We start from the raw sequence: 25,702 nt of genomic DNA, 5'->3' as shown, positions 1-25,702 counted from the left end.
GACCTGGACCAGCAAACCGGGACCTCGGACAGGTAACAACCTGTCCGAGGTCCCGGTTTCGTGTCCGAGGTGCCCACTCGCGTTCGCGGCTCAGCGCACGAAGGCGTCCACCAACCGGTCCAGGTCCGCGGCGGGGCTGCTGGTCAGCCCGCTGTGGATCGGGCCGGGGTGGACGACCGTACTGCGAGGTGCGGCGAGCCAGCGGAAGCGCTCGCCGATCCGCGTGGCAGCGGCCGGTCCGCCGGCCGGGTCGCCGGCGCAGATCGCCCGGATGTGCTCCAGCGACGCGCACACCACGTCGACGTCCACGGCCGGGTCCAGTGCCCGCAACCGAGCCGGGTCGACGTCCCAGGCGGCGCCGAGGAAGTCCATGCCGCGGCAGTAGAGCACCGCGCCGACGTTGACAAATTCACCGCGATGGATCCGCGGCGCCGCGCGCAGGATGACGTAGTCGAACGGAATCAGCTCGCCGGTCTCGCTCATCGCGCACCACCCGGCAGCCACGCCGACCGGTCGGCCAGTCGCGCGGTCAGGTGACCGTGGTACCGCTCGCGGTCACCGTCCGCGATCCACTCGTCGGGCACCAGCGCGATCACCTCGGTCAGCAGGTCGGGCGTGATCTCCGCGGCCAGCGCGGCGTCGATCGCCGGTACGGCGGCCGCGTCGTCACGGAAGACGTGGTCGGTCGCGTCGTACGGCAGCGCGGCGAAGCGCTCGGCCGACATCCAGGAGTGGTGGAAGTACAGGGCGGCGCCGTGGTCGATCAACCAGAGTTCCTTGTGCCAGACGAGCAGATTGGTGTTGCGCCAGGAGCGGTCCACGTTCGCGATGAACGCGTCCAGCCAGAGGATCCGCGCCCGGGTCGCCTGGTCCGGCGTACCGCTGGAGCCGTCGTAGCCGAACGAGCCGGGCAGGAAGTCGACCGCGAGGTTCAGGCCGGCACTGCGGACCAGCAGCTCCTGGATCTCCTCGTCCGGCTCGGACTTGCCGATCGCCGGGTCGAGCCGGCACAGCTTCAGCTCGGGGACCCGCAGGCCCAGCCGGCGCAGCAGCTCGCCGGCGATGATCTCGGCGACCAGCGCCTTCGGGCCCTGGCCGGCGCCGTGGAACTTCAGCACGTACGTGCCCAGATCGTTGCCTTCGACAACTCCCGGTAACGACCCACCTTCGCGCAACGGCAGCACGTAGCGGGTGGCGGTGACGGTCGGCAGACTCACGCGGGTGAGCCTAGAGGGCCGTTTCCTCCGCAGCGGCGCCGGGTACCGATCCGGCGTGAAGCATCCGTCCATGGGCGTCGAAGAAGAGCTGCTACTGGTCTCCGCCACCGGTGAGCCGCTGCCGAGAAGCAAGGCGGTCGCCGACGAGGTGAGTGGGATCGACGTGGAGCTCGAGTTGACTCGGGCGCAGGTCGAGACCAACTCGCCGGTCTGCGAGACCGCGGACGAACTGCACACGCAGGTCGCCGCCATGCGGGCGAAATTGGCCGCTGCCGCGGCGGAGCACGGCGGGCGGTTGCTGGCTGTTGCCGCACCGCCGACCGGTCAGGCCGTTCAGTTGGTGACGCGCAAGCCGCGGTACCTGGAGATGGAGGAGCGGTACGGCCTACTGACCCGCGAACAGGCCGTGTGCGGGTGTCACGTGCACATCGACGTACCGGACAAGGAAGCGGCGATCAGGGTCAGCAATCACCTGCGCCCGTGGCTGCCGTCGCTGCTCGCGATGACCGCCAACTCGGCGATCTACCTGGGCAACGACACCGGCTTCTCCAGCTGGCGGACCATCATGTGGTCGCGCTGGCCGTGCGTCGGGCAGCCGCCGTACTTCGAGTCGGCCGAGCACTACGACAAGCTGGTGGCGACCCACCTGTCGGCCGGCACACTGATGGACGAGCAGATGGTCTATTGGGACGTCCGGCCGTCCTCGCACCTGCCGACGGTGGAGATCCGGGTCAGTGACGTCCCGCTCACGGTCGACGAGACGGTGCTGCTGGCGACGGTGGTCCGCGCGCTGGTGATGACCGCGCTGGAGGACGGCGGCCTGGGCCCGGAGCTGCAACCCGAGGTGCTGCGGGCGGCGTACTGGCTGGCGTCGCGCGACGGTCTGACCGGCGACAACCTCGACGTACTGCGGGGCGAGCCGATGCCGATGAAGCAGGTGCAGGGACTGCTGATCGATCACATCCGGCCGGCGCTCGAGCAGCTCGACGAGGTCGAGCGCGTGGAGTCCACGATGGAGCGGCTCTTCCGGGAGGGCAACGGCGCTGTCCGGCAGCGCAAGGCCTTCCGTGAGGGCGACGACTTGATCGCCCTCACGGAAGTCACCCACTAAGGGCATGCCTCCCGATTCCCCGCCTACTGCGCGGCACTCGGCACGGCACCTCGCCGCACGGGAGCCAAGGCCACGATGCTCCGCATCGCAACCTCGTCTCCCGCGCACCGAGCTACCGCACCGAGCACCTGCTCGCTACGGCGCGGAATCGGGAGCCATGCCCTAACCGCGAAGGAAGTCCTCCAGGCCGTGCAGGTCGTCGGTGTTGAGGTGGTCCACACCGGCGGCCGTGAGTTCGGACCAGAGGGCGTCACGGGCCGCGCCGCGGGTGTCCGGTGTGGCCCAGAAGCGAACCCGGTAGCCGGCCCGGTGGGCGGTGGTGACGATCTGGCGCAGCTTCTCGCGCTCGGCCGCCGGGAACGCGCCGACGCCCTGCCAGGTGAAGTTGTTCGTCCAGTTGTCGCTGACCAGCGGCATCAGGGACGCGGGCAGCTTCGAGTTCAAGTCGGACAGGCGGCCGTCGTAGCCGGCGTACCGGATCTTCTGGGCCTTCAGTACGTCGAGCGGCCGGTTGCCGCTGATCACCGCCGTGACCGGGCCGCGGAAGGTGCGACCGCCGGCGAAGATCGTGCTGATCCCGCGGTACTTGCGCAACGCGGCGTCGATCGCGGCGTACGTCGTGGGGCCGTCGCTCTTGATGTCGATCAGCAGCTGGAAGTCACGGCCGCGGTGGTAGACCTCGCCGTGGTTCTCCCGGATCCGGTCGGCCAGCGGCTTCAGGTACAGGCTCTCCAGCGTGCGCCCCGGTACGGCGTCCTCCAGGTCGTGCGCGACCCGCAGCTCGCCGTTGACCAGCCAGACATCGGCCTCGACGGAGTTGAAGCCGCGGTCCAGTGCGTCCTGCAGCGGCCGCCGGTGCTCGTAGTCGTTGTGCGCGTGCGCCGACGGCAGCGACCGGACCGCCGGTGCGTCGTAAACCTTCGGCAGCCGGAAGCCGTTGTCCCGGGCGACCGTGCGCAACCGGTCGGGGTAGTCGGAGATGATCCCGTCGACGCCCTTGTCGATCAGCGACTGCATCGTGGCCGGGTCGTCGACCGTCCACGGCACGACCTTCAGGCCGGCCCGGTGCGCGTCCTCGACCATCGCCTCGGTCACGTACGGCCGGTACGCCGGGTCGCCGATCTTGCCGTCCTGCGGGAACCCGTGCACCGGGGAGATCGCGTTCGCGCCGAACGACTTGGCCGCCTTGACCAGGTCGCCGCCGAAGTCGTCGATGTCGATCCCGCCCAGCCAGGGCGACTTGCCGGGCTGACCGGTCTGCAGGAAGTCGTAGTTGGTCAGCGCAACGATCGGCAGCTCGGGAGCGACCTGGCGCATCCGCATCAGCGCGCCCCAGTCGAAGCTCTGGATCGTCACCTGCCGGCTGATCCGCGCCTTGCGGACCTCCTGGGCGACGACCTGCACGAACTGCTCGCGTGGTGCGGTCTCGGTCGGCGCGCCGGCCTCGACCTTGGTCTCGATGTTCAGCTTCACGTCGTTCGCGCGGAAGCGGTGCACCAGCGCGAACACATCCCGCAGCTCCGGCATCCGGGCGCGGGGGTCGGGCGTCTGGCCGGGGTAGTTGGCCAGGGTGAGCGAACCGCAGTCCAGCTGCTGGACCTGCTTCAGCGTCAGCGTGTTGACGTACTTGCCGACGTAGGGGTACTCGGGGTCTCCGGCGGTGTACGGCGCGGTGTCCTTGCACTTGGACCCGCTGACCTTGCGGTCGTGGGTGACGACGGCGTGACCGTCCTCGGTGATCTGGACGTCCAGCTCGAGGGTGCTGACTCCGGTCTCCAGGCCGCGGGAGAACGACGCGATGGTGGACTCGACGGTGAGGCCGAGTCCGCCACGGTGGGCCTGGAGGTCGAGCTCGCGGCCGCGGTGGGCGGAGGCCTGGACGGAGACCAGGCTCTGGCCGAGCAGGGCGGCGGTGAGGGCGAGCGGGAGCAGCGCGCGGGGCAGGCGGCGCATGAGGGGTTCCTGTTCGTCGGGCGGAGGGGTCGGTGCGATGGTTCAGGGCTCAGGGATACCCGGTGCCACCCGAAGGTAACCAACAAGCGGCCGACTGGTAACCGCCCAGCGCCGATCACTGACCGTCCGGCGCGCGCCGGCGGGGCTGGTGGGGCAGGAGGAATACAACGGCCGACCGGGCTCACCGAGCAGGAGCTGCGGGGGAGCGGCCGGTCGGCCGGAAGATTGTGCGCCGGACCGGGAAGCGCCTCACGGCGCGTGGCCGCTCGTAGCGGCTATTTTTGGGACCCGGGGCTACCACGGCCCGACGCGTGTATCAGTGTAGCCGGTGCCCAAACGCCTTGTCCTGTTGAGGTTTTCGGTCGTGGCGCACCTAACATTTCCAGGGGCCGTACGCAAGGGTCCCCGCCGGACCGCCAGGCAACTACCAGAGTTGACCGACGCGCTCGGCGCGGGCCGCGGTCTGCAGCTGGTCGGCCATCTCCACCAGCTTGGACGCCGATCGGACCTGGTCGTGCGTCTCGTCGGCCAGGTGGGCGCGGCCGGTCGCCACGATCCGGGCGAACGCCGCCGCGCGGTCGAGCGTGGTCGCGAAGTCGCCGGTCGCGACGCCACGCAGTACGGCGTCCACCATCGCCCGCACCTCGTCCGGGCCGGGTGGGTCGGCGACGCCGGCGACCGCCGCGTGCACCTCGGCGTACTTGCGGCCGGTCGCGTACTCGCGGGAGACGTCCTCGGCCTGCGAGTGGACCCAGGAACGCAGCAGGTAGAGCCGCCAGAGCGTGCCGGGCAGGGAGTCGGCGGGCGCCTCGGACCACAAATCGGCCAGCTCGTCCAGGCCGTAGTCGTCGGCCAGCTTGACCACCCGCGAGATCACGTCCGCGTCCTCGCTCGACCGGGCGCCACGAACCAGCAGTTCGGCGGTGCGGTGCGCGACCTCGGCCGCCTTCGCCGGGTCGGTCGCGGCACCAGGCAGCGACTCGAACAGCTGGTTACCCGGCAGGATCGGCCGGCGCGGAGTAGGAACGGTCACCCCGTCATGATCCCCGACGCCACCGACCTGCGCATGCCGACCCGGTACGCCCACCACTGTCCAACCCGTCGTTTCGGCCCGTTTCGAGCTGTCCGTGAGCGTGACGGAGTCGCCACGGCGATCCTTGGTGGGTGCTGCACGTCCGCTAGTAGAGTCGACGCATGGCTGCACCTCAGCGTGGGCGACTGGCGAAGAACCTGGTGAAGTACGGCGTGCGGTACGGGCCGATGGCCTTCGAGGCGGTCAAGCACGGCCGGGAGCCGGCCCAGCAGGCGATCCAGGCGGCGCTGGCCAAGCGCACCGCGCGCCGCAAAGCGGTCGAGCACGCGCTGACCGTGCGGGACGGTTCCCTGCTCAAGGTGATCAAGGACGGCTCGGCGATCTTTTTCGTCTTCAGCGGCGACGCGATCGTCACCACGTACCCGCCGGTTCCGCAGGCTACCTACCCGGAGCTGCTCCGGCACGCCGACCTGGACCGGCGCGAGAAGGCCGCGGAGCTGGCCGCCGCGCAGCGTCCCAAGCTCACTGACCGGCTCCCGAAGCGACGCCGCCGCGCGTGAGCTTTTGACAAAGGCGTAACACGGCGGACCCGGCGTGGTCACACCCTCCGCGCACAGTGGAGGCACGATCCACGAGGGAGGGCGTCCGCATGCTCTGGAAGATCAGGACCGAACTCGCCGACCGGCCAGGCGCACTGGCCGAACTCGCTGCACGGTGTGGTGCGGACGACATCAACATCCTCAGCCTGGAGGTCTTCACCTCCGAGGGCGGGGCGATCGACGAGCTGGTGGTCTCCACCGGCGTCGGCTGGACCGCCGACGACCTGGCCGCCCTGACCGTCGAGGCCGGCTGCGCCCGTACGACGGTCAGCCCGTGCCAGGCCGACGTACTGAGTGATGCCCCGACCAGATACCTGCGGGCCGTGTTGCGCCTGATCGACGACCCGCTGGCGGTCGACGAGGAGCTGGAGAACCTGCAGGGCTTCGGCGAGTACACCCCGGCCGAGTGGGCCCGTGCCGACGTGCTGGTCGAGATCGCCGGTCGCCTGTCCGCCCGGTACGCCGACGAGGTGCTGGACGCGCCGCGGCCCGGCGGTGGCGCCGTACCGGAGCTGCGGCGGGCGACGGTCGAGGACGCCGAGGCTGTCGTCGCCATGCACGAGCGGTGCTCGTACGAGAGCCGCACCCGGCGGTACCACGTGCCGATTCCGCGGCTGACGGCCCGGACCGCGCGGCACCTGTCCGCTCCGGCCGGTGGGGTGTCGATCGTCGCGACGGTCGACGACGCCGTGGTCGGGATGGCGACGGCCGCGCCCTGGGAGGAGCTCGGCGGCCACGCGATGGAGATCGCCGTGCTGGTCGAGGACGGGTGGCAAGGGCAGGGCCTGGGGTCGCAACTGCTGCGCCAGGTGATCCGCGAGGCACGGCTGCTCGGCGCCGACCGGGCGGTCTGCATGGTCCAGCCGGACAACGCCGCGATGCTCCGCACGGTCGAGGGTCTGCGGATGCGAACCCGCGTCGTCCCGGACGGCGACAACCTGATGGTGGCCATCGCGCTGTCCGACCAGAGCCTGTCGCATTCCGTGGATCGGGGCCCGGTGCCCTATCGTCGGACCCGTGCCATCCCTGCCCTCCGGCCGCAACCCACACGGTCTACTGGTCAATCTCCCCGCGAGCACGCGCTCGCCGGTCCTGGAGCTGTTCCGTCGGCTCCTGATCGCGGTGGGCCTGCTGACCGTGATGGTGCTGATCGTGGTGGTCGACCGTGACGGCTACAAGGACACCTACGACGGCCGCGTCGACCTGATCGACAGCATCTACTACGCGACGGTGACGCTCACCACGACCGGGTACGGCGACATCACTCCGGTGACGCCGACCGCCCGGCTGGTGAACGCGTTCGTCGTCACGCCGTTGCGCATCTCGTTCCTGGTGGTCCTGGTCGGCACGACCCTGGAAGTCCTGGCGAACGAAGGTCGGCGCATCATGCGCGACTCTCGGTGGAGGAAGCGCATGAAGGACCACACTGTTGTCGTCGGCTACGGCACCAAGGGCCGTTCGGCCGTGCACACGCTGCTGAGCAACGGGGTGAAGCGCGAGCAGATCGTCGTGATCGACCCGCGGGCCCAGGCGATCGGAGACGCCGGCAACGACCAGATGGCCGCCTTCCACGGCGACGCCACGAACCGGACGGTGCTGCGCCGGGCCGAGGTGATGACAGCCCGCGAGGTGATCGTCACCACCGACCGCGACGACTCCGCCGTGCTGGTGACGCTGGCCGTGCGGCAGCTCAACCCCAACGCCCACATCGTCGTCGCCGTCCGCGAGGAGGACAACGTCCCGCTGCTGCGGCAGAGCGGCGCGGACGCCGTCGTCACGTCGTCCGAGGCGGTCGGACGCCTGCTCGGCCTGTCCGCGGTCAGCCCGAATCTGGGCGAGGTGATGGAGGACCTGCTCACCTACGGCGAGGGCCTCGAGGTCGCCGAACGCGCCATCCTGGGCCGCGAGGTCGGCAAGTCCCCGTCGTCGGTGCCCGACCGCGTCGTCTCCGTGGTGCGCGACGGCAAGGTCTACCGGTACTACGACTCCAACGTCTCGGTCCTGGCCGCCGGCGACAAGCTCATCGTCGTCCGCCCCGCCAAGGAAACCCCCTGGGCCGAGCGCCCGGGCGCCGACGACGAGGACGAGTAACCCACCTCGGCTCCGGCCGAGACACTCCCCGTACTGGGGTCGTTGAGCCGATATTCCGTCGCCCGGGCGGCGTCGCGATCGCGGAAAGTGCGGACCAGGTGACGGAGTGGTCCGTTCTTGACGCCGGATGGGCGGCGTCTTAAGGTCTGATCTGTAAACGATTACAAGAACGATTACAGGAGCAGCGCGTGAGCCGTCCGACGATCGCCGCCGTGGCCCGGGCCGCGGGCGTTTCGGTGGCCTCGGTGTCGCGGGTGCTGAACGGTCTGCCGGCCACCGCGGAGATGGCCGAGCGGGTGCGGCGCGCGGTCGCCGAGCTCGGCTACGTGCCGGACTCGCGGGCGCGGTCGCTGAAGGTCGGGCGGACGTTCCAGCTGACCCTGGCGGTCGCCGACGTCGGTAACCCCGTCTACGTGACGATGATGCGCGCCGTCGAGGAGGTCGTCTCGGCGGCGGGGTACCGGCTCGTGGTCACCACCACCGGCCCGGACGTCGCCGACGAGGTCGCGCTGGTCCGCGGTATGGCGCGCGGGTACGCCGACGGTCTGGTGATCAGCCCGCTGCGGGTCGACGACGACCTGATCAAGTCGATCCAGGAGTGCGACGTGCCGGTCGTCGTCGCCGGTAACGTCCCGGCCCGGGCCGGCGTCGACACCGTTCGCGCGAACTCGCCGAAGGGCATGCTGCTCGCGGTCGAGCACCTGCTCACCACCAAGCGGCACAAGGTTGCCTTCGTCAACGGCCCGGTCGACACGGTGCCCGGATCCGCCCGGGCCAAGGGGTTCACCGACGCGATGAAGGCGAACAAGCTGACGCCGGTGGCCGAGGTCGCCGCCGAGGACTTCACCTTCGCCGCCGGCCGCGCCGCCGGTCGTGAACTGCTGGAGGACACCCCTGGAATCGACGCCGTGATCGCCGCCAACGACCTGCTCGCGGTGGGCGTGATGCACGAGCTGGCCGCCCGCGGACTGCGCGTCCCGGACGACGTCGCGGTGATCGGCATGGACGACAGCGCGCTGGCCGAGCAGTCCTTCCCGCCGTTGACGAGCGTGAACCTGGGCTCGGCCGAGCGAGGGCGGCGCGCCGCCGAGTTGCTGCTGGCAAGGATCGAGGACGACAGCCGGACCCCGCGCCGGATCGTGGTGCAGCCGTCCCTGAGTGTGCGGAGATCATCGTGACCACCCAAGCCGTCGCCGCGCCGGACACCGCGGCCCGCAAACCACCGGGCCGCGGCACCGGCCGCCCGAAGCAGAACCGGGAAGCGATCTTCCTGTTCCTGCCCGCGTTGCTGCCGGTGCTGCTGCTCAGCGTCTACCCGCTGGTGCGCGGCATCGCGCTCGGCTTCACCGACGCCCGCGCGGGCCTGAACGTCGACACCAACTTCATCGGCTTCGGCAACTTCGCCAAGCTGCTGCACAACGACCTGTTCTGGGACTCCTTCCGGATCGGCCTGATCTGGACCGTCTCGGTCACCGTGCTGCAGTTCGTCGCCGCACTCGGCCTGGCCCTGCTGCTGAACACCGACATCAAGTTCCGCGGCATCGCGCGCACCCTCGCGCTGATCCCGTGGGCGATGCCGCCGGTGGTGGTCGCGATCATGTGGCGCCTGCTGCTGCACCCGACCAACGGCCCGGTCAACGACATCCTCCAGGGCGCGCACCTGACCGACCACCCGATCAACTTCCTCGGCGACTTCGGCACCGCGCTGCCGGCCGTCATCGTGGTCGGCATCTGGGTCGGCATGCCGATGACGACGGTCACGCTGCTGGCCGGTCTGCAGAGTATCGACCGATCCCTGTACGAGGCGGCCGCGGTCGACGGCGCCGGTGCCTGGGCCCAGTTCCGGCACGTCACGCTGCCGCAGCTGAAGACGGTGATCGTCGCGATCACCAGCCTGGACATGATCTGGAACTTCAACTCGTTCGGCCTGGTCTACGTGCTGACCGCGGGCGGCCCGGGCGGCAAGACGATGCTGCCGATGCTGTTCGCCTACAACGAGGCGTTCCGGTACGGCAACTTCGGCATGGCCGCCGCGATGGGCGACGTGATGGTCGTGATCATCATCGTGTTCCTGGCCTTCTACCTGCGCAACCGGTTGAGGAGCGAGGCATGAGAACGCGTCCGGCCACCCGCGCGGCGCAGTACGTCGCGGTCGTGGCGTACCTGATCTTCCTGGGCTTTCCCCTGGTGTGGCTGATCTCCAGCTCGCTCAAGTCGCCCCGCGAGTTCGCCACCATCGACCCGACCTTCCTGCCCAAGGCCCCGACGCTGGCGAACTTCACCGCCGCGCTCGAGGAGCAGGGCCTGGTCCGCTCGATGCTGAACTCGCTGCAGATCTCCGTCGCCACCACCATCCTCGTACTGATCGTCTCGCTCCCGGTCGCGTACGCGCTGGCGCGGTTCCGCAGCCGGCTGCGGCCGATCACCAACGGCTGGATCCTGGTCAGCCAGGTCTTCCCGGTGATCCTGATCGTGATCCCGCTGTTCCTGATTCTGCGCCCGCTGCACCTGACCAACACGATCCCCGGCGTGGTGATCGTCTACATGGTCTGGTCGATGCCGTTCGCCCTGTGGATGCTGCAGGGCTACGTCGCGGCGGTGCCGCGCGAGCTGGAGGAGGCGGCCTCCGTGGACGGCGCGAGCCGGCTGCGCACGATCGTGTCGATCGTGATGCCGTTGCTGCGGCCCGGCCTGATCGCGACCGCGATGTTCACCTTCATCTCGGCCTGGAACGAGTTCTTCTTCGCCCTGGTCCTGCTGCAGGATCCGCAACTCAAGACGCTGCCGCTGGTGCTGGCCCGCTTCGTCGGGGCGGAGGGCCAGGTCCAGTTCGGCCCGCTCGCGGCCGCGTCCGTCCTGGCCACCGTGCCGAGTCTCGTGTTCTTCGCCTTCCTGCAACGCCGACTGACCAGTGGACTGCTCAGCGGCGCGGTCAAGGGCTGAAAGACCAAAGAACAAAAGCAAAAGCAAAAGCGGTACGTGAAGTACGAGGAGAAACCATGAAAAAAGCACTGACCGCCCTGATGGCGGCGGGCGCCCTGGTGGCGCTCGCGGCCTGCGGCAGCGGGAACGACAACAGCTCGGGCGACCCCGCGCCGGGCGAGAAGGTCACGCTGAAGTTCCAGAGCCTGGCCTTCCAGAAGACCACCGTCGCGGCGACCAAGAAGATCGTCGCCGACTGGAACGCCGCGCACCCCGACATCCAGGTCGAGTACGTGCAGGGCAGCTGGGACTCCGTGCACGACCAGCTGGTCACCCAGTTCCAGGGCGGGACCGCGCCGGACATCATTCACGACGAGTCCGCCGACATCACCGGCTTCGCGAACCAGGGCTACCTGGCCGACCTCACGCCGTACCTGAGCCAGGAGACGAAGGACGCCGTACCGGCGGGGGTCTGGGACACGGTGAAGTCCGGTGACGGCAAGATCATCGCCGCGCCGACGCTGCTGCAGTCGTACGTCGTGTTCGGCAACTCCGCGCTGCTCAAGCAGGCGGGGATCTCCACCACCGGGGACTCGCTCAGCTGGGACCAGCTGCAGGCGGACGCGAAGAAGCTCACCACCGGCGGCAAATTCGGCCTCGGCTGGGGCCTGAAGAGCCCGACCGCGACCGTGCTGAACCTCGGCATGAACTTCGACGCCGCGTTCTTCGAGGGCACCGGCCGCGACGCCAAGGCCAAGATCGGCGACGCGGAGCTCGAGGTGCCCAAGCGCATCCACGCGATGGCCTACACCGACAAGTCGATCGACCCGACCTCGCTGACCCAGAGCGGCTCGGACGTGCTGCCGGGCTTCTTCGGCGGCAAGTACGCGATGGTGGTCGCGGGCAACTACACCGCCCAGCAGATGGTCGAGCAGGCGCCGAAGGGCTTCCAGTGGGAGGTGCTGCCGCCGCTGAAGGGCACCTCGGAGAAGCAGGCCGCGAACCCGCAGACCCTGTCGGTTCCGGCCGAGGGCAAGCACATCAAGCAGGCGGCCGAGTTCATCGACTACTTCATGAAGGCCGAGAACCTGGCCGCGGTCGGTCAGGGCGACTGGCTGATCCCGACCACGCAGCCGGCCCGGGACGCGATCCAGAAGGCGACCGGCGGCAAGAACGGCTGGCAGCAGACGCTGGCCAGTGGCGCGGAGATGACCAAGGCGCCGTTCCAGAGCGTGGAGAACTACCCGAAGTGGAAGGACCAGATCGCCACTCCGGCGCTGCAGGAGTTCCTGGCGAACAAGATCGATCTCGCGACGCTCGGCCGGAAGCTGAACGACGGGTGGGGCCAGGTCAACAGCTGATGCCCGAGCAGACGAAGAACGCGCTGGAGGACAGGTCGGTCGGGGCCCTGCTGGGCTCCGCCGTCGGGGACGCGATCGGCGGCGCGGTCGAGGGCTGGACCCCGGAGGCGATCCGGGAACGGCACGGCGGCTGGGTGACCGGCATCGTCGGCCCCTGGTACGACGACTGGCGCAACGCGCGCCCGATCGCGCCGTACCACAAGGGCGACGGGCACATCACCGACGACACGTTGATGACGCACGCGCTGGTCGAGGTGTACGACGAGACGCGGGCGCACCTGGACGCGTACGCGATCGCCGAGCGGCTGGTGCCGAAGATGCTGGCCGGCAAGCGCTGGGTGCCGGAGCTCGAGGCGGACGCGTTGCTGCTGCAGCGGGTCTTCCTGGCCGAGAAGTGGCTGGTGGCCCGGTTGCACTACGGGCACATCGACCCGCGCGAGGCCGGTGTCGGCAACATCGTGAACTGCGGCGCGGCGATGTACGCCGCTCCGGTCGGGATCGCCAACGCGGGCGACCCGGCGGGAGCGTACGCCGAGGCGATCGACCTGGCCGGCGCACACCAGTCGAGCTACGGACGGGAGGCGGCCGGGGTGTTCGCGGCCGCCGTCGCCGCGGCGATGGTGCCCGGGGCTACGGCTTCGTCGGCGGTCGAGGCGGCGCTGGAGCTGGCCAAGGACGGGACTCGCGCTGCGGTCGCGGCCGTTGCCGAGGTGGCCGAAGGACTGGACGACTGGCAGGCCGCGATTCCCCAGTTGCGCAAGGCGATCGAGCCGTTCGACACGGTCGGGCCGGACTATCGCGACCAGTCGCTCGACGCCCGGCGTCCGAGCCGGACCAAGGCCATCGAAGAGCTGCCGGTCGCGCTGGGATTCGTCCTGGTCTCCGGTGGCGACGTGCGGCAGGCGGTGCTCGGCGGCACGAACTACGGTCGCGACGCCGACTCGATCGCGTCGATGGCCGGCGCGGTCACCGGCGCGCTGAGCGGGCAGGCCGGCGTACCGGAGGAGTGGGCGGGGAGGATCGCTGAGGCGAGCAAGACCGATCTGATCGCGCCCGGCCGGGTGATGGCGTCGGTGGCCAAGGACCTGCGGGCCGCGGACGCCGAGCGCTGGGCCCGGCGTACCGCGGCGCTGGATGCGCTGGCCTGAGCGATGTCAGTTGCTGAAGGCCTCGAGCTCGATGATCCGGGAGTAGCCGTGATCGTTGGAGTCGAGGACGACCACTTGGACGGAGTCGGCCGCGACCGGGGCGAAGGTGACCTCGCGGAGGCCCTGCACGTTGCCCCGGATCTGGCCGACGGTCGTCCAGGTGTCACCGGTCCGAACCCGGACGTCCACGTCGCGGACTCCCATCGCGGCCGCCGGGTAGCGGGCCGAGTCGAGGGTCTGCAGCGTGATCCGTCCGACCGTGGCGGGGGCGGTGAAGTCGACGCCGTACGTGTCGGGGAAGACGCCCTTGGTGGCGTCGTGCCAGCCGCTGGCTCCCCACTGCTCGGAGTCGGTGTTGCCGTCGACGCCGCCGCAGAGCTTCATGTTGCCGTGGGTGGACGAGGCGACGGCCTGCTCGCCGAGCAGCAGGTTGTCGCCGGGGCCCTTCGGGGGGACGGGTTTCACGACCACGGACGCTTTGTGGGTCTCGCGGCCGACGGCGAGGTCGACGGTGAAGCTGCCGGGCGCGGTGCCGCGCGGGACGGTGACGTCGAGCGGCGCTGTGACGAGTTGCTCGACCGGAAGGTAGCTGGACAACTGACGGCGGGACAGGACGAGTGGGTCCTCGCCGCTGACGCGCATGTCGGCGACGACAGGTTTGCGGCCGGCGTTGGTCATGCCGAGGGTGAGCCGGCCGGACGGGAAGCAGGGCAGCGGAACGACCTCGACGGGCTGAGGAGTCGCGCTGAGTTCGATGTCGTGGTGCTTGACGTTGCTGTGAGCAACGGCTGGTACGACGAGCAGCGGGACGGCTCCGAGCAGGGCGATGACGCGTTTCATGGCGGGATCCCCTCAGACCTGGTGAATTCCGGGGCGGCCGTTCTCGACGACCAGGCTGGCGCGGGTGCTCGGCGTACCGCCGCGCGTGGTGACCTTGTCGACCACGCGGAACTGCGACGTCCAGCGGTCCGCGTCGAGGCGGCAGCTGAGGTAGCCGCGCTGGACGTTCTGGTACTTGACGTGCGGGTTTTCGGCGAGCAGCGCGCGGCCGGTGGCGTCGACGTCCACACCGTCCTTGCCGGACGAGATCGACGTGGTGACGAACTCACTGCCGACGACCGGCGCGGACGGGTCGGAGAAGTCGAGCCTGAGGTCGGCAGCGACGCTGCGGTGCAGGTCTCCGGTCAGTACGACGAAGTTGTCGACGCCACGATCACGGACGCCGTGCAGCACGCGATCGCGCGAGGCGGCGTACCCGTTCCAGGTGTCCATCGGGAGCTCCAGGTCCGGGCCGGTCTTGCGGTCGAGCTGGGCCATCGCGACCTGCTGGGCGACGACGTTCCAGCGGCTGGGGGAGCGGCGCAGGGTGTCGAGCAGCCAGTGTTCCTGCTCCGCTCCGGTGATCGTGCGGGCCGGGTCCTGGGAGACCTGGTCGGGCGGGAGCCAGCCGCCGTCGCCGGGCTGGTCGTCGCGGAACTGCCGGGTGTCGAGCACGCTCAGGTCGGCGGTCCGGCCGAAGCGCAGATGGCGGTGCAGGCGGATCGACGGGCCGTCGGCGGACTGGTCGAGGCGCAGCGGCATGTGCTCCCAGTACGCGCGGAAGCCGTTCGCCCGGCGTACCAGGAACTCGGGCTCGGGCAGGCCGTCCTCGGAGATGTCGCCGGACCAGTTGCCCTCGACCTCGTGGTCGTCGAGCGTGACCACCCAGGCCGACGCGGCGTGGGCGGCCTGGAGGTCGGGATCGGTCTTGTGCAGGGCGTACCGGGCGCGGTACTCGTCGAGTGTGAAGATCTCGCCGGCGAAGTCGATCGGGACGGGCTGGTTGCGGATTCCGGCGGTCGGGCCGACGCCGACCTCGTAGATGTAGTCGCCGAGGAACAGCACCACGTCGTGGTCGCGCCGGGCGACATCCTGGTACGCCGTGTAGAAGCCGTCGTAGAAGGCCTGGCAGGACGCCACCGCCAGTGTCATCGCGGGCAGGTCGTGCGGCGCGGGCGCCGTGCGGGTGCGGCCGGTCGGGCTGATCTGGCCTCGGGCGCGGAAGCGGTAGAAGTAGTGCCGCCACGACCTGAGGCCGCGGACGTCGACGTGCACGGAGTGTGCGTACTCCGGTCGCGCCGTCGCCTTGCCGCGGCGTACGACGCGACCGAAGGACTCGTCCTCGGCGACTTCCCAGTCGACGTCGATCGGGCGGTCGTCGAGACCGCCGAACGGTTCGAGCGGGCCGGGGGCGAGGCGGGTCCAGATCACCACGGCGTCCGGCAGTGGATCGCCCGAGGCGACGCCGAGCGTGAACAGCGGGCGGTTCGTCGGTGTGGGCGCGCCGGTCGGGACGAGCCCCGGCAGGGTGCCGGTGAGCGCGAGCGCCGCGGCCGCACCGGTGGCGCTGAGAAAGCTACGACGGGTCGCGGTGGCGGCGGCGAGACCGCGGGCGGCGGAGAGCATGGCACGGAGTATCCGGCCGTGACGACGAGACGAACCAGGTGCCTGTTTCACCTGGCGCAACAGGAGGAAGAACGCAGATGAGACTGACCTGGGTGCAGCCGGAAGACCTGCTGCCGCACCAACTGGTCCAGTCCTCGGCCGAAGGCGCCGACGTCACGGACATCACCACGCGCTGGGTTTCGGCTGGAGGTTCTGCTGAGGCGCCGGTGTCCGGGGCTTCGGCCGTGCCGGCCACGCCGGAACTCCGAGCCTTGGCCCGCGAGTTGCTCGACGAGCTGGACAAGAGGACACCCACGTGGTCTTCACCAGCGATCCCGGAGCTGCCGCTGCTCGCCGCCGGCTCCAGCGGTCAAGGCGGGGAGACGCTCCGGCATGGGCACCCGGACGCCTCGGCGCCTGCGGCGCCGGCCGGCGGGGCGAGCGCGCCGGATGCGCGCGGCGGGTTCGTGGACGCTACGGGGTTTGCGTCGAGCGGAGGACCCACGCCGGAGGCGAGCGGCTTGGACGCCGGAGGGCTTGCTGCGTCGGGCGAAGCGTCCGCGCCGGAGGCGCGCAGCGGGGGGACGGGGGAGGCGGGACCCTCCGATCACTCCGCCTTTTCCGCGTCGTCCGCGCGGAGCGCGGGCGGCGCGTTCCGTGCTGTGGAACAGCGGATTCTGGATGGTTGGTTGGGTCGGGCGGCGGGCAATCTGCTCGGGAAGCCGGTGGAGAAGATTCCCCGGGAGGGGATCCGGGAGATCTTGGTCAGTTCTGGGCAGTGGCCTTTGACGCGGTACGTGACAGCGGTGGGAGTCCCTGAGGACGTGCAGGCGCGGTGGCCGTGGAACCGGCGGTCGAAGCCGACGAGTTTGCGGGAAGTCATCGACGGGATGCCGGAGGACGACGATCTCAACTTCGCGATCCTGGCGCTGCAGCTGGTCGAGCGGCACGGCGACGAGTTGACCACCGAGGACGTGGCTCAAGCCTGGCTGAGTGATCTTCCGGCGGGACGCGTGTTCACCGCCGAGCGAGTCGCCTACCGCAACCTGCTCGACGGCGTCGCCCCCGAGCGCGCGGCGCTGGTGCGTAACCCGTTCCGCTGGTGGATCGGCGCGCAGATCCGGACCGACGTCTACGGCTGGGTCCACCCCGGCGACCGTACGGCGGCCGCCCGGCTCGCGCTGACCGACGCCCGGCTCACCCACACCGGCGCCGGCGTCGACGGCGCGATCTGGGTCGCCGCGATGTCCGCCGCCGCGCTCGTGCTCGACGACCCGCGCCAAGCCGCGCTGGCGGGGCTCGAAGCCGTTGCCCCCGACAGCGAGATCGCTCGCGCGGTCCACCTCGGCCTGTCCCTGGCCGACAAGCCGCTGGACGACGCGCTCGACGTACTGCACGCGGAGTACGGGCATCTGCACTGGGTCCATGCCGTCAACAACAGCGCGCTCACGGCGTACGCGCTGACCGCCCCGGACTTCGCCACCGGAGTCGGCCGCGCGGTGATGGGCGGCTGGGACACCGACTCGGTCGGCGCGACGGTCGGCGCCGTGCTTGGCGCGGTGCGCGGCGTTCCGGCAGAGTGGACCGAACCACTGGACAACCGGCTGGCCACGAGCCTGCCCGGCATGAACCAGGTCGCTTTCGACGAACTGGCCGCGCGAACCGTGGCCGTGGCGGACGGGAAGGGGGACCGGCGTGGCTGACGTCGTGGTCGTGGGCAGCGCGAACGTGGACCTGGTGCTGCCGGTCCAGCGGATCCCGCGCCCCGGCGAGACCGTGCTCGCCTCCGGTCTGACCCGCGGCCCCGGCGGCAAGGGCGCGAACCAGGCGGTCGCCTCGGCCCGTGCCGGTGCGTCCACCGCCTTCGTCGCCGCGCTCGGTGCCGACGACGGGGGAGCGCTGTTGCGCGAGGCCCTGGACGGTGTCGACCTCTCGCTGGTGCAGACCGTCGACCAGCCGACCGGCACCGCGATCATCACCGTCGACGCCGACGGCGAGAACGCGATCACCGTCGCGCCGTCCGCGAACGCGACACTCCGCCTCACACCGGAGGCGCGCGCGGCGCTGGGGGAGGCGAAAATAGTCCTTTCCCAACTCGAGATTCCGTTCGGTACGGTGCAGGCGGCGGCCGAGGCGAGCCGGTACTTCATCCTGAACGCCGCGCCGGCCGCCGAGCTGTCCGACGAGTTGCTGGGGCATGTCGACCTGCTGGTCGTGAACGAGACGGAGGCCGAAGCGGTGGCTGGTGCGAAGCTGTCCGCCCTGCTGGACCGGGTACCCGCCGCGGTGGTGACGCTGGGCGCCGAGGGCGCGGTGATCCTGACCCGTTCGGCGGACGAGGTGCGGGTCCCGGCGGTCCGGGTCGAGGTGGTCGACACCACCGCCGCGGGTGACACCTTCTGCGGAGTGCTCGCCGCGACACTTGCTGCGACATCAACTACAGCGAGCGACCTGACGAATGCGGTCCGACGCGCTACCGTTGCAGCTTCATTGAGTGTTCAGACCGCGGGGGCCATCCCCTCGGTGCCTCACGGGGACGTTATCGACGCGCGCTGTGCGGAGGTGTACCTGTGAACCCGCTGGAACCGAGGCCGATCGACCTCCCCGCGAAGGTCGAGCTCGGTTTGCGTGCCGACCTGAGTCTTCTCGACGACGCCAAAATCATCGGCGCGCCGGACGACCCGGCCGACCTGCCGCGCTGGCGGGGCAAGCTGGCCGAGTGGCTGATGGGCGCCTACGACCGGACGGCGTACGACGGCGGCTCGCACTACGAGCAGCCGGGCCGGGAGTGGACCCAGACGGCGTACTCGGTGGCGCTGGTCTGGTTGTGGGACGACCAGCTGTACGACGTGGCCACCGGCAAGTTCACGCCGGAGGAGTTCGTCCAGCACGGCGTCGAGGACTTCGGCGGGTACGACGCGGTGGTGCTGTGGCACGCCTACCCGGTGATCGGGATCGACTCGCGCAACCAGTTCGACTTCTACCGCGACGTCCCGGGCCTCAAGCAACTGGTCGACGACCTGCACCGGCTCGGGCTGAAGGTGTTCTTCGACTACAACCCGTGGGACGTCGGCACCCGCCGCGCGGACGGTCCGGACGCCGACGAGTTCGCCGCGCTGGTCGCCGACTTCGGTGCCGACGGCGCCTTCCTGGACACGCTGAAGGAAGGCGACCCGGCGTTCACCCGGGCGCTGCACAAGGTCAACCCGGCGATCGCCTTCGAGGGTGAGTCACGGTTGCCGTTGGCAAGGATCTCGGACCACGCGCTGTCCTGGGCGCAGTGGTTCGCCGACACCCGGGCGCCCGGCGTACTGCGGGCGCACCTGTTCGAGCGCCGGCACATGATGCACCACACCCGCCGCTGGAACCGCGATCACAGCGACGAGCTGCAGTCGGCCTGGGTGAACGGTGTCGGCATCCTGGTCTGGGAGAGCGTGTTCTCGGCCTGGGTCGGCTGGAACGCGCGCGACCGGGCCACGCTGCGCCGGATGGTCGCGGCGCAGAGAGCGTTCTCTCCGGTGCTGATCAACGGCGACTGGATCCCGCTGACGCCGGAGATCCCGGACAAGGCCCGCTCGCACGGGGTGTTCGGCTCGCGCTTCGAGCTGGCCGACGTCACGTTCTGGACGCTGATCAACCGTGACGAGGAGGACTTCGAGGGCGTCGTGCTGCGCTCGGAGGACCAGGTCGGCGACTGGTACGACGTGACGTCCGGCGTACCGATCACGGCCGACGACGACGGCGTGCGCCTGGTCGTACCGGGTCGTGGAGTGGCCGGGATCGTGCGCGTCGGGGCGACGGCCGGCGCGACCTGCCGGGCCACCGCGCGGCGGCTCGGCACGATGCCGCGCCCGCATCTGAAGGACACGACGTTCCCGGCCGCGCCCGGGCGGCGCATCCCGCCGCCGACGCCGGTGGGCGAGCCGGCGTTCGGCCCGGTCGTGGTCGCGCCCGCCGAGGAGCGCTCTCTGGTGGTCCGGCACCGGCGCCGCGAGACCGGCCTGTACGACGAAGCGCCGTACGTGGAGGAGTGGAAGCCGCTGCCTCCGCGCCTGCACGACCAGCAGACGCTCCAGCGGGACGTGTCGCTGGAGGAGGTGTCGGTCGCGGTCCGCGAGGTGACGAACGCGGAGTACGCGGCGTTCCTCGCCGCGAGCGGGTACCAGCCGCTGGTGGCCAACCGCTTCCTCGCGCACTGGGTCGACGGCGCTCCGGCGCCGGGGACCGAGGACCAGCCGGTGACGTATGTGGATCTGGCGGACGCGCGGGCGTATGCCCAGTGGGCCGGCGGTCGGCTGCCGACCGAGGACGAGTGGCAGGTCGCGGCGTCCCTGGACGGGTTCACGCGTTTGGAGCCGCAGGTCTGGAACTGGACGGAGAGCGAGCACCGCGACGGCCGGAGCCGCTTCTGCATCCTCAAGGGCGGCTCGTGGTACGTCGCCGAGGGCTCCGACTGGTACGCCGACGGTGGTCCGCAGGAGCCGGAGGTCAGCTTCAAGCTGGTCCTCACCGGCGGTGGGCTCGACCGCTCGGAAACCATCGGCTTCCGGTGCGCGCGGTGAGCGCGGGCGACTTCGCTTCCGGGAACACCTCAGCCGCGGTGCCGGGCGCGAGCGTGCCTGCGGGTGCGGGCGATGCGGGGGTGCTGGGGGCAACTGAATCGGCGCCCGGCGTGAGCGTGTCCGCTCGTCGGGCGGCACCGCTGGCGGGAGTCAGGGTGGTGGAGGCGGCGACGCTGTTCGCCGGTCCGCTCGCCGCGACGTTCCTCGGCGACTTCGGGGCCGACGTCACCAAGATCGAGCACCCCGCGCGCCCGGACGCGGCCCGCGGGCACGGTGCTTCGAAAGACGGCGTGGGGTTGTGGTTCAAGACCCTGGGTCGGAACAAGCGACTCGCCACCCTCGACCTGTCCCGCGGCCGCGACGTGTTTCTCGAGCTGATCCGCGAACAGGACGTCCTGGTGGAGAACTTCCGCCCGGGCACGCTCGAGCGCTGGGGCCTCGGTCCCGACGTCCTGCTCGAGGCGAATCCGCGCCTGGTCATCGCCCGCATCACCGCGTTCGGCCAGGTCGGCCCGTGGTCGAGCCGGCCGGGTTTCGGCTCGCTGGCCGAAGCGATGAGCGGTTTCGCCGCGGTGACCGGTGAGCCCGACGGCCCACCGACCCTGCCGCCGTTCGGCCTGGCCGACGGGATCACCGCGCTCGCCACCGCGTACGCCGTACTGGTCGCACTGCGCGAACGGGACCGGTCGGGGCAGGGACAGGTGATCGACATGGCGATCATCGAGCCGATCCTGATGATGCTCGGCGGGCAGATCACGGCGTACCAGCAGACCGGGTACGTCCAGCCGCGGCTCGGCAACCGCTCGTCGAACAACGCTCCGCGCAACGTCTATCAGACCGCCGACGGCCGCTGGGTCGCCGTCTCGACCAGCTCCCAGAGCATCGCCGAACGCGTGGTCACGCTGGTCGGTCGCCCGGACCTGGTCGCGCAACCGTGGTTCGGCACCGGTCGCGAACGCGCCCAGCACGCCGACGAGCTGGACGAGGCGGTCGGTTCCTGGATCGGGGAGCGCTCTCTGGACGAGGTCATGTTCGCCTTCGAGAAGGCCGAGGCGGCCGTCGGCCCGGTCCACGACATCCGCGGCATCGTCGAGGACCCGCAGTACGCCGCACTCGGCACGATCGTCGAGGTCGACGACGAGGAGCTCGGCGGCCCGGTCGCGATGCAGAACGTGCTGTTCCGGCTGTCGGACACCCCTGGCCAGATCCGTTGGGCCGGCCGTCCGCACGGCGCCGACACCGATGCGGTGCTGGCCGAGATCGGCATCACGCCGGAGCAACTCGCGGCGCTGCGTGAGTCGGGTGTGGTCTGAGTGCTGACCGCTCTGTACGTGCCGGCCAACCGTCCGGACCGCTTCGCGAAGGCCGTTGCCGCAGGCCCCGATGTGGTGGTCTTCGACCTCGAGGACGCCGTACCGGTGGACGACAAGGCGGATGCGCGAGGCTGGGCCGTGGCGTGGATCGCGGCGCGCGCGTCGGCGGCGTTCGAGATACGGGTGAACGCGCCCGGCACGCCGTGGATCGAGGACGACCTGGCCGCGCTCGCGGCGGTTCCGGACGTGCGGGTGCGACTCCCGAAGGTCGAAAGCGCGGCGGACGTGCGCGCCGTCCTCGATCAGGTGCCCTCGGCAAGAATCACGGCCCTGATCGAGTCACCCCTCGGCCTCGAACGAGCCTTCGAGATCGCCTCGGCCGACCCCCGCGTCGTCGCAGTCGCCCTCGGCGAAGCCGACCTCTCCGGTGCCCTTGGCGTCGACGGCCCCGAAGGCCTCGCGTGGGCCCGCGGCCGACTCGTGTCCGCCTCCCGCGCCGCCGGACTCGGCGCCCCGATGATGTCGGTCTATCCGTACGTCAACGACGAGGAAGGCCTCCGTCGTACCAGCCTCGAAGGCCGCAAACTCGGCTTCGTCGGCCGCACGGCGATCCATCCACGCCAGCTCACGCCGATCGTCGAGTCCTTCACTCCCACCGCGACCCAACTAGCCGATGCAGCCAACCTCTTGGCGGCGGTGGAGAAGGCCGGGGTTGCCGAGGGCGGAGTCATCGTCCTCCCCGACGGCCGCATGGTCGACCCGGCGATGCTGGCGCGAGCCCGGGAACTCACGACGCTGATGCAACACATCGAGTCCCGCCAGAGCTGAACACGCCAGGCGGTCTGCCGGGGCCGGCGGGCTGCCTGGACCGGTTTTCTGCGCCGGCGGGATGCTTGCCCCGCCCCAGGCTCGCCTGGAGCACCGGCCAGTCAGGTGGTCGCGCGGCAGCGGAGTGTGCTGCAGATCGCGAGCGCGCTGCCGTGTGCGGCAACCGAGATGGCTTAGGGTCGGAAGCATGCTTCCTCGCAGGGTGGATGCCGTCGTCATCGGGTCGGGTCCGAACGGGTTGGTCAGTGCGGTTGAGTTGGCTGATGCCGGGTGGGACGTACTGGTGCTCGAGGCGGCCGACACCTTCGGCGGTGCGGTGCGGTCGACCGTCGAGGACGGCTGGGTGAGTGATCGGTTCAGCTCGAACTACCCGCTGGGCGTGGCGTCGCCGGTGTTTCGGGCGCTGGAGTTGGAGCAGTTCGGGCTGAAGTGGGCGCATGCTCCGCTGGCGCTCGCGCACCTGCTCGACCCGGACAACTCTGTCGCGATTCACCCGGACCCCAACGACACCGCCGCCTCCGTCGCGCGCCACCATCCGGCCGATGGCGACGCGTGGCTGGACCTGTACTCCAAGTACGTGGGAATCCGCGAGCCGTTCCTGCAATCCCTGTTGACCAGGTGGCCGCCGGTGCTGCCCGCGGCGCGGCTGGCTCGGCGGCTGGGATCGGCGGGGGAGCTGGTCCGGTTCGCGCGGTTCATGGCGATGCCGATGCATCGGATGGCGCAGGAGTTGTTCGAAGGGCCGGGCGGTCGTGCGCTGCTCGCCGGGAACTCGTTCCACGCTGACGCCCCGCTCAGTGGCTCGGTCAGCGGCACGATGGGTTGGTTGCTCGCGATGCTGGCTCAGGACGTCGGTTATCCGGTCGCGGAAGGCGGTTCGAGTGCGCTGTCGAACGCGTTGCGCCGCCGCGCCGAACGCGCCGGTGCACTGTTCGTCGCCGGTACGCCGGTCACGGGCATCGAGCTGACCGCCGGCCGCGCGAGCGCCGTCCGTACCGCCTCGGGTGAACGCATCGCGGTGAGCCGGGCGGTGATCGGCGACGTCTCCGCGAGCACGCTGTACGACGTACTGTTGCCTGAGGCAAGTGTCCCGGGTGGGCTGCGGCGGGATCTCGAGCGGTTCGAGTGGGACTACCCGACGGTGAAGGTCAACTACCGGCTGAGCGGGCCGATACCGTGGAACTCCGACGACGCGCGCGTGGCCGGAGTGGTTCACCTCGGCGGGACCGCCGACGATCTCGTTCACCTGTCCGCGGATCTGGAGACCGGGCGGTTGCCGGTGGAACCGTTCATGCTGATCGGTCAGACCACGAAGGCCGACCCGAGCCGGTCGCCGGAGGGGACCGAGGCGGTCTGGGCGTACTCACATCTCCCGCGCGGCATCGACGACGACGCCTCCGCCGAGAAGCTCGGCGACCTGATGGACCGGCACATCGAGCGCTATGCCCCCGGCTTCTCCGAAGTCGTGATCGACCGCGACCTGCAACGGCCCAGCGACTTCGTCGGCCAGAACGCGTCGCTCGGCCTCGGCGCGCTCGGCGGCGGTACCGCGCAGCTTCATCAGCAACTCATCTTCCGGCCGACGGTTGGTCTCGGCAGTCCGCGCACGTTCGTCACGGGTCTCTACCTCGGCAGCTCGGCGATCCATCCCGGTCCTGGTGTCCACGGCGCCTGCGGTCACCTGGCCGCCCGCACCGCCCTCCGGGACGCCTCCGTCCTCGGCCCGCTCACCCGGGCGATTCCCACGACTGCCCTCCGCCACCTCCAGCGCTGAAGCGACATCCACGACCCGCCCGCAGCTCAGTTCCAGGCGGAGGAGGTTGGTGTGTGAGCCGGGGGAGAGGCAGGGTGGGGTCATGAGTGGAAGCGATGGGCGGATCGAGCAGTCGCTGCGCGAGCTGACCCCGCAGGTGCTCGGCTTCCTGACCAGGCGGTACGGGCAGTTCGACCTCTGCGAGGACGCCGTCCAGGAGGCCCTGCTGGCGGCGGCGACGCAGTGGCCGACCGACGGCGTACCGGCGAATCCGCGGGGCTGGTTGATCACCGTCGCGACCCGGCGGCTGACCGACCAGTTCCGCAGCGAGAGTGCGCGCCGCAAGCGCGAGGACTCGGTCGCGGCGATGGCGGGTCCGGACGAACTGGTCGCGCCGGGCGCCGACCAGGACCAGCCGGCTGAGGGCGACGATACGCTGACCTTGTTGTTCCTGTGCTGCCACCCGGCGGTGACACCTGCTTCGCAGGTCGCGTTGACGTTGCGCGCGGTGGGCGGTCTCGGTACGGCGGAGATCGCGCGCGCGTTCATGGTGCCTGAGGCAACGATGGCGCCGCGGATCAGCCGGGCGAAGAAGAGCATCAAGGCGGCCGGGAGCCGGTTCGTGCTGCCGCCCGAGGAAGAGCGGGCCGACCGGCTGCGCGTCGTCCTGCAGGTGCTCTACCTGATCTTCAACGAGGGCTACACCGCCAGCTCCGGCGAGCAGTTGCAGCGGGTCGAGCTGACCGCGGAGGCGATCCGGCTGACCAGGATGCTGCGCGAGTCGCTGCCGGACGAGGGCGAGGTCGCCGGTCTGCTCGCGCTGATGCTGCTCACGGATGCCCGCCGGGCGGCGCGGACGACCGAGGACGGCGGGCTGATCCCGATCGACGAGCAGGACCGCTCACTGTGGAACCGCGAGTCCATCGAGGAGGGCGCGGCGCTGACGCTGGAGACGCTGGCCAAGGGAGAAGCCGGCCCGTACCAGCTGCAGGCCGCGATCGCCGCCGTGCACGCCGAGGCGCCGACGGCCGAAGAGACCGACTGGCCGCAGATCCTCGCGCTCTACCGGCTGCTGGAGAAGCTCGCGCCGAACCCGATGGTCACGCTCAACCGCGCGATCGCGCTCGCCCAGGTCGAAGGGCCCCGGGCCGGGCTGGACCTGCTCGCGACGCTCGACGACGACAAGCACCTGGCCGACAACCACCGGCTCGACGCCGTCCGGGCCCATCTGCTCGAGCGAGCCGGCGAGCTCGCCGCGGCCCGGGAACATTTTCTCGCAGCGGCCCGCCGTACGACGAGCCTGCCGGAGCAGCGCTACCTCACGGCGAAAGCCGCCGGGATCTCCACCGAGATCGCCGACGGCTGACGCCCGGCCGGATTCAACGCA

The 25,702-nt window shown here is 70.5% G+C and carries 22 protein-coding genes; 16 read left to right on the top strand and 6 right to left on the bottom strand.

All coding sequences use genetic code 11. From position 1 onward, the window contains the following. Positions 1 to 90: 90 nt before the first annotated feature. Both BWI15_RS13860 and BWI15_RS13855 read right to left on the bottom strand, forming a co-directional pair. Positions 91 to 483 (bottom strand): DUF3037 domain-containing protein, encoded by a 393-nt coding sequence (locus tag BWI15_RS13860; RefSeq protein ID WP_077014700.1) that lies wholly within the window; start codon positions 481 to 483, stop codon positions 91 to 93. After that, positions 480 to 1,217 (bottom strand): HipA family kinase, encoded by a 738-nt coding sequence (locus BWI15_RS13855; RefSeq protein ID WP_077014699.1) that lies wholly within the window; start codon positions 1,215 to 1,217, stop codon positions 480 to 482. Before BWI15_RS13855 ends, BWI15_RS13860 begins: the two co-directional genes overlap by 4 nt. A gap of 70 nt (positions 1,218 to 1,287) precedes the next feature. Between BWI15_RS13855 and BWI15_RS13850 the strand changes: the two genes are divergently transcribed. Further along, positions 1,288 to 2,328: a carboxylate-amine ligase gene (locus BWI15_RS13850; RefSeq protein ID WP_077014698.1), complete on the top strand. Its 1,041-nt coding sequence runs from the start codon at positions 1,288 to 1,290 to the stop codon at positions 2,326 to 2,328. A 162-nt stretch (positions 2,329 to 2,490) separates the two neighbouring features. On the opposite strand, the gene BWI15_RS13845 is transcribed toward BWI15_RS13850, so the two are convergent. After that, positions 2,491 to 4,281: a glycerophosphodiester phosphodiesterase family protein gene (locus BWI15_RS13845; RefSeq protein WP_077014697.1), complete on the bottom strand. Its 1,791-nt coding sequence runs from the start codon at positions 4,279 to 4,281 to the stop codon at positions 2,491 to 2,493. 424 nt (positions 4,282 to 4,705) lie between these two features. Then, positions 4,706 to 5,314, bottom strand: a complete 609-nt coding sequence (locus BWI15_RS13840; RefSeq protein WP_077014696.1) for a hypothetical protein — start codon at positions 5,312 to 5,314, stop codon at positions 4,706 to 4,708. Positions 5,315 to 5,475: 161 nt separating this feature from the next. Between BWI15_RS13840 and BWI15_RS13835 the strand changes: the two genes are divergently transcribed. The 8 genes from BWI15_RS13835 to BWI15_RS13800 all read left to right on the top strand — a co-directional run bounded on the left by BWI15_RS13835 (position 5,476) and on the right by BWI15_RS13800 (position 13,435). After that, positions 5,476 to 5,874, top strand: a complete 399-nt coding sequence (locus BWI15_RS13835) for a hypothetical protein (protein WP_083750733.1) — start codon at positions 5,476 to 5,478, stop codon at positions 5,872 to 5,874. An 89-nt stretch (positions 5,875 to 5,963) separates the two neighbouring features. Further along, on the top strand, positions 5,964 to 7,082 hold the full coding sequence (locus tag BWI15_RS13830; RefSeq protein ID WP_077014695.1) for a GNAT family N-acetyltransferase: 1,119 nt from the start codon (positions 5,964 to 5,966) through the stop codon (positions 7,080 to 7,082). Next, on the top strand, positions 7,054 to 8,004 hold the full coding sequence (locus BWI15_RS13825) for a potassium channel family protein (protein ID WP_143465598.1): 951 nt from the start codon (positions 7,054 to 7,056) through the stop codon (positions 8,002 to 8,004). The genes BWI15_RS13830 and BWI15_RS13825 overlap by 29 nt, the downstream gene beginning before the upstream one ends. 188 nt (positions 8,005 to 8,192) lie before the next feature. Beyond that, positions 8,193 to 9,182, top strand: a complete 990-nt coding sequence (locus tag BWI15_RS13820) for a LacI family DNA-binding transcriptional regulator (RefSeq protein WP_077014693.1) — start codon at positions 8,193 to 8,195, stop codon at positions 9,180 to 9,182. Continuing rightward, positions 9,179 to 10,117: a carbohydrate ABC transporter permease gene (locus tag BWI15_RS13815; protein ID WP_077014692.1), complete on the top strand. Its 939-nt coding sequence runs from the start codon at positions 9,179 to 9,181 to the stop codon at positions 10,115 to 10,117. The genes BWI15_RS13820 and BWI15_RS13815 overlap by 4 nt, the downstream gene beginning before the upstream one ends. Beyond that, positions 10,114 to 10,947 carry a carbohydrate ABC transporter permease gene (locus BWI15_RS13810; RefSeq protein WP_077014691.1) on the top strand — a complete coding sequence of 278 codons (834 nt, stop codon included), beginning with the start codon at positions 10,114 to 10,116 and terminating at the stop codon, positions 10,945 to 10,947. The genes BWI15_RS13815 and BWI15_RS13810 overlap by 4 nt, the downstream gene beginning before the upstream one ends. Positions 10,948 to 11,003: 56 nt before the next feature. After that, entirely contained in the window at positions 11,004 to 12,287 is a 1,284-nt protein-coding gene (locus tag BWI15_RS13805) for an ABC transporter substrate-binding protein (protein ID WP_077014690.1), read from the top strand. Further along, positions 12,287 to 13,435, top strand: coding sequence for an ADP-ribosylglycohydrolase family protein (locus tag BWI15_RS13800; protein ID WP_077014689.1), 1,149 nt, complete (start codon positions 12,287 to 12,289; stop codon positions 13,433 to 13,435). The genes BWI15_RS13805 and BWI15_RS13800 overlap by 1 nt, the downstream gene beginning before the upstream one ends. 6 nt (positions 13,436 to 13,441) lie before the next feature. On the opposite strand, the gene BWI15_RS13795 is transcribed toward BWI15_RS13800, so the two are convergent. Both BWI15_RS13795 and BWI15_RS13790 read right to left on the bottom strand, forming a co-directional pair. Next, positions 13,442 to 14,275, bottom strand: a complete 834-nt coding sequence (locus tag BWI15_RS13795) for a galactose-binding domain-containing protein (RefSeq protein WP_077014688.1) — start codon at positions 14,273 to 14,275, stop codon at positions 13,442 to 13,444. Positions 14,276 to 14,287: 12 nt separating this feature from the next. Next, positions 14,288 to 15,880, bottom strand: a complete 1,593-nt coding sequence (locus BWI15_RS13790; protein ID WP_077014687.1) for an alkaline phosphatase D family protein — start codon at positions 15,878 to 15,880, stop codon at positions 14,288 to 14,290. Between the two features lie 77 nt (positions 15,881 to 15,957). Between BWI15_RS13790 and BWI15_RS40065 the strand changes: the two genes are divergently transcribed. The 7 genes from BWI15_RS40065 (at position 15,958) to BWI15_RS39715 (ending at position 25,681) form a co-directional block, all read left to right on the top strand. Beyond that, a complete protein-coding gene (locus BWI15_RS40065; protein WP_077014686.1) occupies positions 15,958 to 17,562 on the top strand; it encodes an ADP-ribosylglycohydrolase family protein in 1,605 nt (534 codons plus the stop codon). After that, positions 17,555 to 18,433 carry a ribokinase gene (locus BWI15_RS13780; RefSeq protein ID WP_077014685.1) on the top strand — a complete coding sequence of 293 codons (879 nt, stop codon included), beginning with the start codon at positions 17,555 to 17,557 and terminating at the stop codon, positions 18,431 to 18,433. The genes BWI15_RS40065 and BWI15_RS13780 overlap by 8 nt, the downstream gene beginning before the upstream one ends. Then, a complete protein-coding gene (locus BWI15_RS13775) occupies positions 18,430 to 20,421 on the top strand; it encodes a formylglycine-generating enzyme family protein (protein ID WP_077014684.1) in 1,992 nt (663 codons plus the stop codon). Before BWI15_RS13780 ends, BWI15_RS13775 begins: the two co-directional genes overlap by 4 nt. 116 nt (positions 20,422 to 20,537) lie before the next feature. Next, the gene (locus BWI15_RS13770) at positions 20,538 to 21,734 is read left to right on the top strand and encodes a CaiB/BaiF CoA transferase family protein (protein ID WP_077014908.1); all 1,197 of its coding nucleotides are present in this window, start codon (positions 20,538 to 20,540) and stop codon (positions 21,732 to 21,734) included. Continuing rightward, positions 21,735 to 22,562, top strand: coding sequence for an HpcH/HpaI aldolase/citrate lyase family protein (locus tag BWI15_RS13765; RefSeq protein WP_077014683.1), 828 nt, complete (start codon positions 21,735 to 21,737; stop codon positions 22,560 to 22,562). 187 nt (positions 22,563 to 22,749) lie between these two features. Further along, the gene (locus tag BWI15_RS13760; protein WP_077014682.1) at positions 22,750 to 24,336 is read left to right on the top strand and encodes a phytoene desaturase family protein; all 1,587 of its coding nucleotides are present in this window, start codon (positions 22,750 to 22,752) and stop codon (positions 24,334 to 24,336) included. A gap of 82 nt (positions 24,337 to 24,418) precedes the next feature. Then, complete coding sequence (locus BWI15_RS39715) at positions 24,419 to 25,681, top strand: RNA polymerase sigma factor (protein WP_077014681.1); 1,263 nt, start codon at positions 24,419 to 24,421, stop codon at positions 25,679 to 25,681. Positions 25,682 to 25,702 lie beyond the last annotated feature (21 nt).

It is taken from the genome of Kribbella sp. ALI-6-A (assembly GCF_001984195.1).
GTDB lineage: Bacteria > Actinomycetota > Actinomycetes > Propionibacteriales > Kribbellaceae > Kribbella.
Note: the sequence above shows the minus strand (reverse complement) of the source record. Positions and strands in the feature narration are given on the sequence as shown.

What these genes read in the sequence shown, in the direction of transcription:
- BWI15_RS13830 (WP_077014695.1), top strand. Translation starts at nt 5,964, where the DNA reads ATGCTCTGGAAGATCAGGACCGAACTCGCCGACCGGCCAGGCGCACTG.
- BWI15_RS13810 (WP_077014691.1), top strand. Translation starts at nt 10,114, where the DNA reads ATGAGAACGCGTCCGGCCACCCGCGCGGCGCAGTACGTCGCGGTCGTG.
- BWI15_RS40065 (WP_077014686.1), top strand. Translation starts at nt 15,958, where the DNA reads ATGAGACTGACCTGGGTGCAGCCGGAAGACCTGCTGCCGCACCAACTG.
- BWI15_RS13760 (WP_077014682.1), top strand. Translation starts at nt 22,750, where the DNA reads ATGCTTCCTCGCAGGGTGGATGCCGTCGTCATCGGGTCGGGTCCGAAC.
- BWI15_RS13790 (WP_077014687.1), bottom strand. Translation starts at nt 15,880, where the DNA reads ATGCTCTCCGCCGCCCGCGGTCTCGCCGCCGCCACCGCGACCCGTCGT.
- BWI15_RS13860 (WP_077014700.1), bottom strand. Translation starts at nt 483, where the DNA reads ATGAGCGAGACCGGCGAGCTGATTCCGTTCGACTACGTCATCCTGCGC.
- BWI15_RS39715 (WP_077014681.1), top strand. Translation starts at nt 24,419, where the DNA reads ATGAGTGGAAGCGATGGGCGGATCGAGCAGTCGCTGCGCGAGCTGACC.
- BWI15_RS13845 (WP_077014697.1), bottom strand. Translation starts at nt 4,281, where the DNA reads ATGCGCCGCCTGCCCCGCGCGCTGCTCCCGCTCGCCCTCACCGCCGCC.
- BWI15_RS13800 (WP_077014689.1), top strand. Translation starts at nt 12,287, where the DNA reads ATGCCCGAGCAGACGAAGAACGCGCTGGAGGACAGGTCGGTCGGGGCC.
- BWI15_RS13825 (WP_143465598.1), top strand. Translation starts at nt 7,054, where the DNA reads ATGGTGCTGATCGTGGTGGTCGACCGTGACGGCTACAAGGACACCTAC.
- BWI15_RS13835 (WP_083750733.1), top strand. Translation starts at nt 5,476, where the DNA reads ATGGCTGCACCTCAGCGTGGGCGACTGGCGAAGAACCTGGTGAAGTAC.
- BWI15_RS13795 (WP_077014688.1), bottom strand. Translation starts at nt 14,275, where the DNA reads ATGAAACGCGTCATCGCCCTGCTCGGAGCCGTCCCGCTGCTCGTCGTA.
- BWI15_RS13805 (WP_077014690.1), top strand. Translation starts at nt 11,004, where the DNA reads ATGAAAAAAGCACTGACCGCCCTGATGGCGGCGGGCGCCCTGGTGGCG.
- BWI15_RS13850 (WP_077014698.1), top strand. Translation starts at nt 1,288, where the DNA reads ATGGGCGTCGAAGAAGAGCTGCTACTGGTCTCCGCCACCGGTGAGCCG.